The organism is Pseudomonas sp. MIL19, from assembly GCF_028680365.1.
Classification (GTDB): Bacteria; Pseudomonadota; Gammaproteobacteria; order Pseudomonadales; family Pseudomonadaceae; genus Aquipseudomonas; species Aquipseudomonas spirodelae.
Map to the genome: position 1 here is coordinate 20255 of NZ_JAPPVG010000011.1, position 14311 is coordinate 34565.

The 14311-nt window shown below is 60.7% G+C and carries 11 protein-coding genes and 1 pseudogene; 6 read left to right on the plus strand and 6 right to left on the minus strand.

Annotated elements, in window-relative coordinates; genetic code table 11:
* Window positions 1–49 precede the first annotated feature (49 nt).
* From ubiA to N1078_RS10015, 4 genes are all read left to right on the plus strand, one after another.
* On the plus strand, window positions 50–946 hold the full coding sequence (ubiA, locus tag N1078_RS10000) for a 4-hydroxybenzoate octaprenyltransferase (protein WP_274088023.1): 897 nt from the start codon (window positions 50–52) through the stop codon (window positions 944–946).
* Window positions 947–1046: 100 nt separating this feature from the next.
* Window positions 1047–1736: a phosphate regulon transcriptional regulator PhoB gene (gene phoB, locus N1078_RS10005; RefSeq protein ID WP_274088024.1), complete on the plus strand. Its 690-nt coding sequence runs from the start codon at window positions 1047–1049 to the stop codon at window positions 1734–1736.
* Between the two features lie 56 nt (window positions 1737–1792).
* Window positions 1793–3100, plus strand: a complete 1308-nt coding sequence (phoR, locus tag N1078_RS10010) for a phosphate regulon sensor histidine kinase PhoR (RefSeq protein ID WP_274088025.1) — start codon at window positions 1793–1795, stop codon at window positions 3098–3100.
* Window positions 3101–3169: 69 nt separating this feature from the next.
* Entirely contained in the window at window positions 3170–4510 is a 1341-nt protein-coding gene (locus tag N1078_RS10015; RefSeq protein WP_274088026.1) for a hemolysin family protein, read from the plus strand.
* Between the two features lie 126 nt (window positions 4511–4636).
* On the opposite strand, the gene N1078_RS10020 is transcribed toward N1078_RS10015, so the two are convergent.
* On the minus strand, window positions 4637–5530 hold the full coding sequence (locus N1078_RS10020) for a peptidoglycan DD-metalloendopeptidase family protein (RefSeq protein ID WP_274088027.1): 894 nt from the start codon (window positions 5528–5530) through the stop codon (window positions 4637–4639).
* 238 nt (window positions 5531–5768) lie between these two features.
* On the opposite strand from N1078_RS10020, the gene N1078_RS10025 reads away from it, so the two are divergent.
* A complete protein-coding gene (locus tag N1078_RS10025; protein WP_274088028.1) occupies window positions 5769–7262 on the plus strand; it encodes an acetyl-CoA hydrolase/transferase family protein in 1494 nt (497 codons plus the stop codon).
* A gap of 59 nt (window positions 7263–7321) precedes the next feature.
* On the opposite strand, the gene N1078_RS10030 is transcribed toward N1078_RS10025, so the two are convergent.
* The 4 genes from N1078_RS10030 to pstA form a co-directional block, all read right to left on the minus strand.
* Window positions 7322–8221, minus strand: a complete 900-nt coding sequence (locus N1078_RS10030; protein WP_274088029.1) for a response regulator — start codon at window positions 8219–8221, stop codon at window positions 7322–7324.
* Between the two features lie 132 nt (window positions 8222–8353).
* On the minus strand, window positions 8354–9085 hold the full coding sequence (phoU, locus tag N1078_RS10035; protein ID WP_274088030.1) for a phosphate signaling complex protein PhoU: 732 nt from the start codon (window positions 9083–9085) through the stop codon (window positions 8354–8356).
* Between the two features lie 175 nt (window positions 9086–9260).
* Window positions 9261–10094 (minus strand): phosphate ABC transporter ATP-binding protein PstB, encoded by an 834-nt coding sequence (gene pstB / locus N1078_RS10040; protein ID WP_274088031.1) that lies wholly within the window; start codon window positions 10092–10094, stop codon window positions 9261–9263.
* Between the two features lie 65 nt (window positions 10095–10159).
* Window positions 10160–11011, minus strand: a complete 852-nt coding sequence (pstA, locus tag N1078_RS19660; protein WP_411912053.1) for a phosphate ABC transporter permease PstA — start codon at window positions 11009–11011, stop codon at window positions 10160–10162.
* Window positions 11012–11302: 291 nt separating this feature from the next.
* Here pstA and N1078_RS19665 point away from each other — a divergent pair.
* Window positions 11303–11593: pseudogene (locus N1078_RS19665) on the plus strand (hypothetical protein); the annotation flags it as partial.
* Window positions 11594–11851: 258 nt separating this feature from the next.
* On the opposite strand, the gene N1078_RS10050 reads toward N1078_RS19665, so the two are convergent.
* Complete coding sequence (locus N1078_RS10050; RefSeq protein ID WP_274088033.1) at window positions 11852–14137, minus strand: ABC transporter permease subunit; 2286 nt, start codon at window positions 14135–14137, stop codon at window positions 11852–11854.
* Window positions 14138–14311 lie beyond the last annotated feature (174 nt).

The following is a 14311-nucleotide window of genomic DNA, read 5'->3' on the forward strand; positions in this document are numbered from 1 at the left end:
GCGCGCCGACTCCGTATAATCCGCCGCAACCCGCACGGAGACGCGCTCGATGTATACCCAGTTGCTGCACTCACTCAACCGCCTGCACCCACGCGCCTGGGACTTTATCCAGCTAATGCGCCTGGAAAAACCCATCGGCATGTACCTGCTGCTGTGGCCAACGCTGTGGGCACTCTGGGTAGCGGCTGAAGGTGTGCCGAGCGCAAAAAACCTGGTTATTTTCATCGCCGGTGTATTCCTTATGCGCGCCGCCGGCTGCGTGATCAACGACTACGCCGACCGCAACTTCGACGGCCATGTCAGCCGTACCCAGGCGCGGCCCCTGGCCAGTGGCAAGGTCAAACCGCGCGAGGCGCTGATCCTCTTCGTCGTCCTGGTGGCGGCCAGCTTTGTTTTGGTGCTGTTTACCAATGCCACCACCATCTGGCTGTCGTTTGGCGGCCTGGCACTGGCGGCCTGCTACCCCTTTATGAAGCGCTACACCTTCTATCCACAGGTGGTATTGGGGGCGGCGTTTTCCTGGGGCATGCCGATGGCGTTCAGCGCGGTGACTGGGGAGATGCCGCCGCCCGAGGCCTGGCTGTTGTACATCGCCAACCTGCTGTGGACGGTGGCCTATGACACCTACTACGCCATGGCCGACCGCGAAGACGACCTGAAAATTGGGGTGAAATCCACCGCCATTCTGTTCGGCGATGCCGACCGTTTGATCATCCTCACCCTGCAAGGCCTGGCGCTGCTTTGCCTGCTCTTGGCGGCGGCGCGCTTTGAGCTGGGGCTGTACTTCCATATCGGTTTAGTGGTGGCGGCGGGCTGCTTTGCCTGGCAATTCCACGTGACCCGCAACCGCCAACCCATGGTCTGTTTCAATGCTTTTTTGCATAACCACTGGGCCGGACTGGCGATCTTTCTTGGCCTAGTGCTCGACTACGCCTTGCGCGGCTAGGAGGCGTGTTACAAGGCAGTGCCGCGCGACTGTCATATGGCTGCAATAATTCCGTTATCTAATGCAGGCCATTACAGCGAGATGACTTGAGGTTTGATCCATGGTTGGCAAGAACATCCTGATCGTCGATGACGAAGCACCGATCCGTGAAATGATCGCCGTGGCCCTGGAGATGGCCGGCTACGAGTGCCTGGAAGCGGAGAACACCCAGCAGGCCCACGCAATCATTGTCGACCGCAAGCCCGACCTGATTCTGCTCGACTGGATGTTGCCCGGCACCAGCGGCATCGAGCTGGCGCGGCGGCTCAAGCGCGATGAGCTGACCAACGATATTCCGATCATCATGCTCACCGCCAAGGGCGAAGAGGACAACAAGATCCAGGGCCTGGAAGTCGGTGCAGATGACTACATCACCAAGCCGTTTTCCCCGCGCGAACTGGTCGCGCGCCTGAAAGCCGTGCTGCGCCGCGCCGGCCCCGTTGACAGTGAAGGGCCGATCGAAGTTGGCGGCCTGCTGCTCGACCCAATCAGCCATCGCGTGACCATCGACGGCAAACCGGCGGAAATGGGCCCCACCGAATACCGCTTGCTGCAATTTTTTATGACCCACCAAGAGCGCGCCTACACCCGCGGCCAATTGCTTGATCAGGTGTGGGGCGGCAACGTCTATGTTGAAGAACGCACGGTCGATGTGCACATTCGGCGCCTGCGCAAAGCCCTCGGCGAGGTCTACGAGAATTTGGTGCAGACTGTACGTGGCACGGGTTACCGTTTTTCCACCAAAAGCTAGGCCGCTTTTGCTACTCGCACCTGGCAACCATGGATTGATTGGCGGATGAGTTTGAATTGAATCAAGACTGGCGCGGCTCCCTGATACGTCAATTGTTAGTGCTCGGCGGTGTTTGCCTGCTGCTGGGCTTGATCACCGGCGAATACGCTTGGCCCCTGGTAATCGGCCTGGCCGGCTACCTCGGCTGGCATCTGCAGCAACTGCTGCGTCTGCACAAATGGCTGCGCACCCGCGAGGGGGATGAGGCACCGCCGGAAGGCTACGGCCTGTGGGGCGAGGTACTCGACAGCATTTATCACCTGCAGCGCCGCGACCAGAAAGTCCGCGCACGCTTGCAGGCGGTGATCGACCGCGTGCAGGAGTCCACGGCCGCGCTAAAAGACGCGGTGGTCATGCTCGACCGCGACGGCAACCTGGAGTGGTGGAACATCGCCGCCGAGAAACTCCTGGGCCTGCAAACGCCCCAGGACAGCGGCCAGCAAATCACCAATCTGCTGCGCGACCCGCGCTTTATCGACTATTTCGACAACCACAATTACAACGAGCCGCTGGAGCTGCCTTCGCCGGTGAATAACCACCTGCGCCTGCAATTTCACATCACCCGCTACGGCAACCGCGAGCACCTGATGCTGGTGCGTGATATCACCCGGCTGCATCAGCTGGAGCAAATGCGCAAAGACTTCGTGGCCAACGTTTCCCATGAACTGCGCACCCCGCTCACGGTGATCAGCGGCTATCTGGAAACCCTGTTGGATAACGTCGAAAACGTTAATCCACGCTGGCTGCGCGCCCTGCAACAGATGCAACAGCAAGGCGGGCGCATGCAAAACCTGCTCAACGACCTGCTGTTACTGGCCAAGCTGGAAGCCACCGATTACCCCTCGGATAACCAACCAGTAGCGGTTGACCTGCTGCTGCTGAGCATCAAGAACGATGCCCAGGCGCTGTCCGGCGAGCGCCACCACCGCATCAGCCTGGAGGCAGACCCGCACCTCAAGCTCAAAGGCAGCGAGGCCGAGTTGCGTAGCGCGTTCTCCAACCTGGTGTTCAACGCGGTGAAATACACCCCGGACGAAGGTGAAATCCATGTGCGTTGGTGGAGTGATGAACAGGGCGCGCACCTCAGCGTGCAGGACACCGGCCTGGGCATCGAAGCCAAACACCTGCCGCGCCTGACCGAGCGCTTCTACCGCGTCGACTCCAGCCGCGCCAGCAACACCGGCGGCACCGGCCTGGGCCTGGCCATCGTCAAGCATGTGCTGCTGCGCCACCGCGCCCGCTTGGAGATTGCCAGCCAGCTGGGCAAGGGCAGCACCTTTACCTGCCACTTCCCGCCCTTGCAGATGGTGCGCCGCGGTCAGTAGCCGCGCCCTACTTGCAAAGCCGGCAATCAACCCCCACCTTGTAGCGCTCATCCACTACCCGAACCCTGTATGGACCCCTCCCCGAGTTACACCGCTGCCACTTACTTCGCCGATTTCGGCCTGGTTTTATTTGCCCTGTTTCTGGTCTTGCTCAACGGCTTCTTCGTCGCCGCTGAGTTCGCCATCGTCAAGCTGCGAGCCACCAAGGTCGAAGCCTTGGCCGCCAAGAATGGCTGGCGCGGGCATATCCTGCGCACTGTGCACAACCAGCTCGACGCCTACCTCTCCGCCTGCCAGCTGGGTATTACCCTGGCCTCCCTCGGCCTTGGCTGGGTGGGCGAACCGGCCTTTGCTCACCTGCTCGAACCGCTGCTGGCCGCTATCGGCATCGAGTCGCCGAAGCTGGTGCATGGCATCGCCTTCTTCACCGCGTTCTTTATCATTTCCTACCTGCATATCGTGATTGGCGAACTCGCGCCCAAGTCGTGGGCCATCCGCAAACCCGAGCTGCTGTCGCTGTGGACGGCTGCGCCGCTGTACCTGTTTTACTGGGCGATGTACCCGGCGATCTTCCTGCTTAACGCCAGCGCCAACGCCATCCTGCGCGTGGCCGGTCAGGGCGAGCCAGGGCCGCACCATGAGCACCACTACAGCCGTGATGAACTCAAGCTGATCCTGCATTCCCGACGCGCCAGCGACCCTAACGATCAGGACATGCGCGTTCTCGCCTCGGCCGTCGAACTGGGCGAACTGGAAGTGGTGGACTGGGCCAACTCCCGCGAGGATCTGGTGTCCCTACCGCTAACAGCCGCGCTGGATGAGGTGTTCAGCGTGTTCCGCCGGCACAAGTACAGCCGCTACCCGATCTATGACGACACCAGCGGCGAATTTGTCGGCGTTCTGCACATCAAGGACCTGCTGCTGCACCTGTCCCTGCTGGAAATGCTGCCCTCGGCGCTGAAGCTGGCCGACCTCATGCACCCAATCGAACGTGTCGGCCGGCACATGCCGCTGTCCAACCTGCTGGAGCAGTTTCGTCAGGGCGGCTCGCACTTCGCGCTGGTCGAGGAAGCCGACGGCAAGGTGATCGGCTACCTGACCATGGAAGACGTGCTGGAAGCCCTGGTCGGCGATATTCAGGACGAACACCGCAAGGCCGAACGCGGCATCCTCGCCTACCAACCGGGCAAGCTGCTGGTGCGCGGCGACACGCCGCTGGCCAAGGTCGAGCGCCTACTCGGGGTCGACCTCGACCATGTCGAGGCAGAAACCCTGGCAGGCTTGATCTACGAAACCCTCAAGCGCATGCCTGAAGAAGAGGAAGTGCTGGAAGTCGACGGCCTGCGCATCATCGTGAAAAAGATGAAAGGCCCGAAGGTCGTGCTGGCCAAGGTGCTCAAGCTGGATTGAGGCGCAGATCATGGGTCGCGCGGCATTTAACCGACGCTGCGCGACCTGGCCTTCCGTTAGCGCGCAGAGCCAACGGCAATAAAAACCTGTTTCCACTCGACTATAAGCGGACCGGCAACAGGTTGTTTATTCGCCGCCTACCGCAAAGTTGGGCAGGCTGTTAACCGGTTTGGCGAAGTCGAAGGGGATCGATTCCAGTGCTAATCCGACGTTGCGCTGCACCACGAAGTGCAGGTGCGGGCCGGTGCTGTTGCCGGTGTTGCCGGAGCGCGCGAGCAGGCTGCCAACATTGACTCGGCTGCCCTCGCGCACGACGACCGAACCTTGCATCAAGTGTAGGTAGACGCCCATGGTGCCGTCGTCGTGCAGGATGCGCACATAGTTGCCGGACGGATTATTGCCGCGCCCACTCTGCCGATTCTCGGTTTTCACTACCATTCCGCCGCGCGCCGCGACAATTGGCGTGCCTTCAGGCATGGCGATATCCATGGCGTAACGGCCTTTGGGGGTGAAATGGCTGTACTTACCGTTAGCGCCCTGGGTCAGACGGAACGGTCCGCCGCGCCACGGCAGCGGGTAATGCTGCTGGGTCGGTAACAAGCGCGGATCGCCCATGGCGTAACGCAGCTTGGGGGTATAACGCATGGGTTTGCGGGCATCACGCGGTGCCAGAGTCACCAAGCGAATTTTACTGCGCGGCGGCAGCACCCAACTGATCGGCTCGTCCGGTATACCGGTGATGTTGTCAGTGGCTTGCAGGCGTAACTCGATCTGCACGGGGGCGAACAAGTCGTTGCGCACCAACAGCGTTTCACCGGCTTCGTGTTTCTTGGTTTCCAGCTTTACCTGGTTATCCAGGCGCTCAACCATGCGGTCGCGAAACACAAACACTTGCGCACCGGGCGCGGCCTGGTCGCTGTAAGTGACCACACCGTTGGCATCGGTGTACTTATAAATAGTTAACGCGCTGGCCTGACTGGCAAACAGCAACGCCCAAAGGATCAATAAACGCCCCAACATAACGACTCGATTTTAATTTTTGTACAATGGCAGACCTAACGAGACTAGCAGTCCAGCCTGTTCTCCGCGAGCGTCGCTGAAATGGTCTGTGGCCTAGGCCGCAGAAGCGGCCTTCGGTCTAAGCCGAGGTCCAACTGAAGTGCTCAATCAAGCACTATACGACCTTAGTCGAACTGGCCTCACGCGGTTCAGCGCCTAAACTCTTGCGCCGCTCTACACCCCCTTCCCGAGGTTCCCCATGTACCGTGATCGCATTCGCCTGCCTGCTTTACTGGGCAAAGTCATGAGTGCTGCCGACGCTGCGGCCCTGATCGAAGACGGCATGACCGTCGGCATGAGCGGTTTCACCCGCGCCGGCGAAGCCAAAGCTGTACCCCGCGCCTTGGCCGAGCGCGCCAAGACCCAACCGCTGCAGATCAGCCTGATGACTGGCGCCAGCCTGGGCAACGACCTCGACAAGCAGCTGACCGAAGCCGGTGTACTGGCGCGGCGCATGCCATTCCAGGTCGATAGCACCCTGCGCAAGGCGATCAACGCCGGCGACGTGATGTTTATCGACCAGCACCTGTCCGATACCGTCGAGCAGATCCGCAATCTGCAACTGAAGAAACCGGACATCGCGGTGATTGAAGCCGTTGCCATCACCGAAGAAGGCCACATCGTGCCGACTACCTCGGTGGGCAACTCCGCCAGTTTCGCGATCTTCGCCGACCGCGTGATCGTCGAGATCAACCTGGCACACAACCCTAATCTGGAAGGGCTGCACGACATCTATATCCCGACCTATCGGCCGACCCGCACGCCTATCCCGCTGGTTCAGACCGATCAGCGCATTGGCAGCGGCGCCATCCCGATCCCGCCGGAGAAGATTGCGGCCATCGTCATCACCAACCAGCCGGACTCCTACTCCACGGTCACCCCGCCGGACAGTGAGACCCAGGGGATTGCCGACCATCTGATCGCCTTCTTCGAGAACGAAGTGCTGCTGGGTCGCCTGCCGAAGAACCTTGGTCCGCTGCAAGCGGGCATCGGTTCGATTGCCAACGCGGTGATGTGCGGCCTGCTCAACTCGCCGTTCGAAGACCTGGTGATGTACTCCGAAGTGCTGCAGGACTCGACCTTTGATCTGATAGACGCGGGCAAGATGCGCTTCGCCTCGGGCTGCTCCATCACCCTTTCGGAGCGCTGCAACGAACGCGTGTTCGGCAACCTGGAGCATTACAAAGACAAGCTGGTCCTACGCCCGCAGGAGATTTCCAACCACCCGGAAATCGTCCGTCGCCTGGGCATCATCGGCGTCAACACGGCGCTGGAGTTCGATATCTACGGCAACGTCAACTCGACTCACGTGGGTGGCAGCAAGATGATGAACGGCATCGGTGGTTCCGGTGACTTTGCCCGCAACGCGCACCTGGCGATCTTCGTCACCAAGTCGATCGCCAAGGGCGGGGCGATTTCCAGCGTGGTGCCGATGGTCAGCCACGTCGACCACACCGAGCATGACGTTGACATCCTGGTCACCGAAATCGGCCTCGCCGACCTGCGCGGTCTGGCGCCGCGCGAACGTGCTCGGGCGGTGATCGACAACTGCGTCCACCCGGACTTCCGCGCCGAACTGAATGACTACTTCGAGCGCGCCTGTGCCAAAGGCGGCCATACCCCGCATATCCTGCGCGAAGCCATGCAGTGGCATATCAACCTGGAAGAGTGTGGGCGCATGTTGGCGAGCTGAGCAGCACCCCGGAATGCACAACGGCGCCCTAAGGCGCCGTTGTCGTTATGGCGAAGCGCTCAAGCCCCCGGGACGAAGTGCTTCTGTACGGTGCCATGAGCAATCAGCCGCGAGAGGTAATCGAGCTTCTGCGGGTCGCGGTCGACAAACTTGAAGGTCAGCTGTAGCCACTCACTGTCTGGCTTTGGCTCAAATGCAGCGACCGCATGTAAATAACCGTTGAGCCGGGCAGTTTCCGCCGCTTCGCCCTGCTCCAGATCGAGCACCGCGCTTTCCAATACCTGCGGCAGTACCTCGGTGCGCTTCACCACCAGCAGGGCCTCTTTAAGGCTAAGCGCCTTGATCACGCAACTCATGGTGCCGCTCGGCAAGCGCAACTGGCCCTGACCACGGCCACTGCTCGCGCTTGGCGCTGCGGTTTTACTGGCTGCCGGCGTGGGCACAGCTTGGGCGGCGGGGGCTGACGCAGGCTTGGGCGCATCGGCCTTGCCCCCTGTCAGAGCCGATAGAGAGTCGTTGGCGTAAGCGCCAGTACTGAGCATTTTCGGCGGTGCGCTGGCGGCAAGTGCTTGCAGTTTACCGGCGCGGCTCAGGGCCTTTTTTACCTTGGTGATCAGCTGTTCGTTGGAAAATGGCTTGCCGATAAAGTCAGAGACACCAGCCTGAATCGCCTGCACGACATTTTCCTTATCGCCACGGCTGGTGACCATGATAAACGGGACGATTTTCAGGCTGTCTTGTTCGCGGCACCAACTGAGCAGTTCCAGGCCGGACATTTCCGGCATTTCCCAGTCGCAGAGAATCAGGTCTACCGGCTTGCGTGTCAGCATTTGCAGGGCTTTGCGCCCGTTAATGGCTTCCTCGATCTGGATGCCAGGGAAGTGGTCGCGCAACCCCTTTTTCACCAGATCACGGATAAAAGTTGCGTCGTCCACTACCAGCACACTGACTTTGCTCATCGGCCACTCCCATTCTGATGCCTTTAAGCATAGTCATGGCAACTGGCCAAAGGCCAACCCAAATACAACTAATGTCGCACCAACTTGGATTGTTCAGCGCGGGCGCACCCACGCTACCCAGCGCCGCTGCACTCAGTCGTCTTTTTTAGTGCCCTGTACTTCTTCCTTCATCCGCGTCAGGCCGATGTGCTTCACGTCGGTGCCACGTACCAGGTAGATCACCAGTTCGGCGATATTGCGCGCATGGTCGCCGATGCGCTCCAGTGAGCGCAGGGCCCAGATGATGTTGAGCACGCGCGAGATCGAGCGCGGGTCTTCCATCATAAAGGTCACCAGCTCACGCAGCGCGGTCTTGTATTCGCGGTCGACGGTCTTGTCGTACTGCGCCACGGACAGCGCCAGGTCGGCGTCAAAGCGTGCGAAGGCATCCAGCGCCTCGCGCACCATGCGGCGCACCTGATCACCGATATGCCGCACTTCCACATAACCACGCGGGGCCTCGCCTTCTTCGCACAGCAGGATGGCGCGCTTGGCTATCTTGGTTGCTTCGTCGCCGATGCGCTCAAGGTCGATGACTGACTTGGAAATGCTGATGATCAAGCGCAGGTCGGACGCGGCTGGCTGACGACGAGCCAGAATGCGCACGCACTCTTCGTCGATATTGCGCTCCATTTGATTGATCTGATCATCAATCTCACGCACCTGCTGAGCCAGACCGGAGTCGGCATCGATCAGCGCGGTCACCGCGTCGTTCACCTGCTTCTCGACCAGGCCGCCCATGGCCAGCAGATGGCTGCGCACCTCCTCCAGCTCAGCGTTGAACTGTTGGGAAATGTGCTGGGTGAGGTTTTCTTTGTTGATCATGATTCGCTCCGCGAAAGCTGCCGGCTTAGGTGGCCATGGTGCGCACAGCGCACCCTACTAATTTTCAGGTGGATGGACTTTGGCGGAGGGTGCTGGCCAAGGAGGCGGAACGCAGACAGTACATATCAGTACGGCAAGTTCCGCCGACACAGGCCAGCGCACTCCGACATGGCCATCAGCCGTAACGACCGGTGATGTAGTCCTCAGTCTGCTTCTTCGCTGGGTTGGTGAACAACGTATCGGTATCACCGAACTCGATCAGCTTGCCCATGTACATAAACGCCGTGTAGTCCGAGACCCGCGCCGCCTGTTGCATGTTGTGGGTCACGATGACGATGGTGTACTTGGATTTCAGCTCGTAGATCAGCTCTTCGACCTTCAGCGTGGAAATCGGGTCGAGTGCCGAGCACGGCTCATCGAGCAGCAACACTTCCGGCTGAACCGCCACGGTACGGGCGATCACCAGGCGCTGCTGCTGACCACCGGACAGGCCGAGGGCTGAATCGTGCAGGCGGTCCTTAACTTCGTCCCACAACGCCGCGCTTTTCAGCGCCCATTCTACGGCTTCATCGAGCACACGCTTCTGGTTGATGCCCTGAATGCGCAGGCCATACACCACGTTCTCGTAGATGCTCTTGGGAAACGGGTTGGGCTTCTGGAACACCATGCCGACGCGGCGACGCAGCTCGGCGACGTCTTCGCCCTTGCGATAGATGTTCTTGCCGTCGAGGTTGATTTCGCCTTCTACGCGGCAGCCATCGACCAGGTCGTTCATGCGGTTGAAGGTGCGCAGCAGGGTCGACTTACCGCACCCGGACGGACCAATAAACGCCGTTACGCGCTGGTTGGGAATGCTCATTTTGACGTCGAACAACGCCTGTTTGTCGCCGTAAAACAGGTTCAGGCCGGGCACATCGATGGCCACCTGCTCATTGGCCATGCTCAGGCCCTGGCGCTCGCGGCCCAGGGCCGCCATGTCGATACCGTGTGTATGTGCTTCGTGCTGCATGGGATGCTCCCTACGCTAACAATTCGTACCTGCCCGCCCGGCAATGACCGGGCGGGCACAAGTGATTAATGATCCAGCGCTTTGTACTTCTCGCGCAGGTGGTTGCGGATATAAACCGCAGCGAAGTTCAGCACCACGATGACCAGCACCAGCAGCAGCGCGGTGGCGTACACCAGCGGCCGCGCAGCCTCGACGTTGGGGCTCTGGAAGCCGACGTCGTAGATATGGAAGCCCAGGTGCATGATCTTCTGGTCCAGGTGCAGGTACGGGTAGTTACCATCCAACGGCAGGCTCGGCGCCAGCTTGACTACGCCCACCAGCATCAGCGGCGCCACTTCGCCGGCCGCGCGGGCTACGGCGAGGATCAGGCCAGTCATCATCGCCGGGCTAGCCATGGGCAGCACCACACGCCAGAGAGTTTCCACCTTGGTGGCACCGAGGGCGAGCGAGCCTTCACGCACCGCACGCGGAATCCGTGCCAGGCCTTCTTCGGTGGCGACAATCACCACCGGCAACGTGAGAATCGCCAGGGTCAGCGAGGCCCACAGCAGGCCCGGCGTACCGAAGGTCGGCGCCGGGGCCGATTCCGGGAAGAACATGCGATCCAGCGAGCCGCCAAGCACATAGACAAAGAAGCCCAGACCGAACACCCCGTAAACGATGGCCGGAACACCCGCCAGGTTGTTCACCGCAATGCGGATCACCCGGGTCAACGGACCCTGCTTGGCGTATTCACGCAGATAGATGGCTGCGACCACGCCGAACGGGGTGACGATCACGGCCATGATCAGGGTCATCATCACGGTGCCGAAGATAGCCGGGAAGATGCCGCCTTCGGTGTTGGCTTCGCGCGGGTCGTCGCTGACAAATTCCCACAGCTTGGCGAAGTAGAAGCCGAGCTTGTCGCCCGTGCCCATGGCATTCGGCTGGAAGGCCCGCACCACCTTGCCGAGGCTGATAGTCACTTCGCGACCGTCGACGGTTTTCAGCGTGACGCTGTCGCGGTTGAATGCCTGATTAAGGGCAATCAGCTCGGTTTCCAGCACCTTGTACTCGGCATCCCACTGCGCGCGCTCGGCGTCCAGCTCAGCCTGGGCAACATCATCTAGCTTGCCCTGCAGCTCCAGCTTGCGGGTTTGCAGACGAATACGTTCCAGACCGGCGTTGATCCGGCCGATGTCTTTCTTCTCCAGGCGTACCAGGTTCTTGTGCAGCTGCTCGACGCGCTCAAGGCGCTCCTGCAGTGCAGGCCAGCTGGCATCGCCTTCGGCGACCAGTTCGCCGGCTTCCTTGACGTTGACCAGGTAGCCGTAGAAGTTGCCCCACTCGCGGCGCTCCAGCGCCGTAAGGTTTTCCGGGGTGCGCAGGTTGCTCAGCCATTCGCCGACCACCCAGGTGAAGTCCGCGCCATACACGTCACGGTTACCCACCTTGAACAGCTCGCGGGTCATAAACTCGCCGCCTTCAGCCTCCACCGGCAAGCCGGAAGCCGCCAGACGCGCACGCGGCACTTCTTCGATCTGGGTGACCTCGCCAGCCATCACCTTGGCTTGCTGGCCAGGGATCTGGTAGTCGGCCTCAACGATATCCGCCGGCCAAAAGTGGCCAAGGCCGCGCACGGCGATGACCATCATCAGGCCCAGGGTCATGATCACGGCGATCGACACCGCGCCGGCGTTCATCCAGATCCACGGCGTACCGCTCTTGAACCAGGTTTTCAGGTTGTTCTGTTTCACGGACATATACCTTCCCAAGCCTTAGAGCGAGGCGTACTTGACGCGCAGACGCTGGCGCACCAGTTCTGCCAGGGTGTTCATGACAAAGGTGAAGCCGAGCAGCACCAGCGCCGAGAGGAACAACACACGGTAGTGAGTACCACCGACTTCCGACTCGGGCATTTCTACCGCCACGTTGGCGGCCAGGGTGCGCAGACCTTCAAAGATGTTCATGTCCATGATGGCGGTGTTACCGGTGGCCATCAGCACGATCATGGTTTCACCAACGGCGCGACCCATGCCGATCATCACCGCCGAGAAGATGCCAGGGCTCGCAGTGAGGATGACCACGCGGGTCAGGGTCTGCCAGGGCGTGGCACCAAGGGCCAGGGAGCCGAAGGTCAGGCTCTTCGGCACGCTGAACACGGCGTCTTCGGCAATCGAGTAAATAGTCGGGATTACCGCAAAACCCATGGCCAAGCCGACCACCAGGGCGTTGCGCTGGTCGAACGGAATGCCCAGATCATTGCTCAGCCACATGCGCATGTTGCCGTCGAACAGCCAGTTTTCCAGATGCCCACTCATGGCCAGCGAGACATAGCCCACCAGCAGGATCACCGGCACCAGCAGCGCTGATTCCCAGCCATCCGGCACGCTCAGGCGGATCGATTCAGGCAGGCGGCTCCACAGGTAGCCGGCCAACATGATGCCAATCGGGGTAAAGATCAGCAGGCTGAAGATGCCGGGTAGGTGCCCTTCGACATAAGGCGCGAGGAACAGGCCGGCGAAGAAACCGAGAATCACCGTCGGCAACGCTTCCATCAGTTCAATCACCGGCTTGACCTTGCGCCGCAGCGACGGGGCCATGAAATAGGCGGTGTACAGTGCGGCGGCAATGGCCAGCGGAGCAGCCAGGAGCATCGCGTAGAACGCCGCTTTCAGGGTACCGAAGGCCAGCGGCGCGAGGCTTAGCTTGGGTTCGTTGTCGGTGCTGGCAGAGGTCGACTGCCAGACGTGGCCAGGCGCGTCATAGTTCTCGTACCAAACCTTGCCCCACAACGAGCTCCAGGAAATTTCCGGGTGCGGGTTGTCGATGATCAAACGCTGCAGCTGGCCATCGCTCTCCACCAGCAGGCGGTTGGCGCGCGGCGACAGGGCCGCCAGAGCCTGACCTTCGGCTACTGGCTTAACCAGCAGGGTGCGGTGCGCGGTGCTGTGGAAGATACCCAGGTTGCCTTTGGCGTCCAGGGCGAAGAAGCCCTTGCGGCGCTCTTCCGGGAGAGTCTGCACGATCGGACTATCGGCCAGCTGGAAGCTGCGAATAGAGGTCAGTGAGGCCTTGCCATCTTCCTGACGCACCATAAACCACTGGGCGATGCCGCCGCTGCTATCGCCGATCATCAGCGAGATACCACCGAGCAGCGAGGTGGCGTTGCTAACTTCCAGCTTGGCATCAGCGAGCAGCTTGTAGCGGCCGTTGAGACTGTTGCTACGCATGTCGAAGACATCGGCCGTGGCGCGGCCATTGACGACATAAAGCCACAGGTGGCGAGGGTCGATGATCAGCGCCTTGATTGGCTCGGCGATCTGCGGCAGGGTAACGCGCTCTTCGCTGAGGGTTACCTCGCCGGTCATCATGTTTTCTTCACGACCGAGCTTCAGCACATGCAGCTCGGTGCCGGTGGAACCAGTGAGCATCAAGGTACCGCTGTTCAGACTGACGCCCACGTGATCCAGTTCGCGGCCCTGCGGGTCGAGTTCAATTGGCGCTTCGCCGAACGGATACTCGATGCTCGGCGTGATGGTTTGCACATCATTCGGGTAGCTGAGCTTGTAAACATGCTGGAACACCAGCACCTGGCCGTTGGATAGGCCCAGAGCGACGCGGTTGCTGCCGGGCTGGTCCTGGCCGACTGAAGCAATCCGCACATCCGCCGGGATTGGCAGCTGCACGCTGCTCAGCGGCTGCATCTTCTTCGCGTCGAAGAACTGCACCTTACCGCTCTGGTCCAGGCGCATGGCCATCTGGTTCTGCTCTTCCAGGGTCAACAAGAGCGGCGCGGCGGCTTCATTCAGCCAGGCAACCTGCACGGGCTTGCGAGTGTCCAGGCTGGCGCCCTGGAACATTGGCAGCACCACATAGGCCAGGTAGAAGAAGATCAGGGTGATGGCGCCGAGCACGGCCATACCACCGATGGAAACCGCCCAGCGGGCGAAACGATCTTTCAGCGCGCGGATACGGCGCTTACGTTGCAAGGCCGGAGTATTGAAGTCCAGCCCAAGGGATTTGGAGGTGGCGGTCATGGTTTCACTAGCCAAGTCATTCATAGGTAAGAGCGTCTCTGCGCAGCCATGAGCGCGCCATAGTGAGTTCTGTCGCTATACGAGGCGCCAACTCTAACGCCACTGTATGACAGAAAAGTTACAGCGCTTTGACAAAGCAACGCCCACCTGCCGTAAACGAAGGTGGGCGTGCGAATTACTTAATGGTCTGCCATCCCT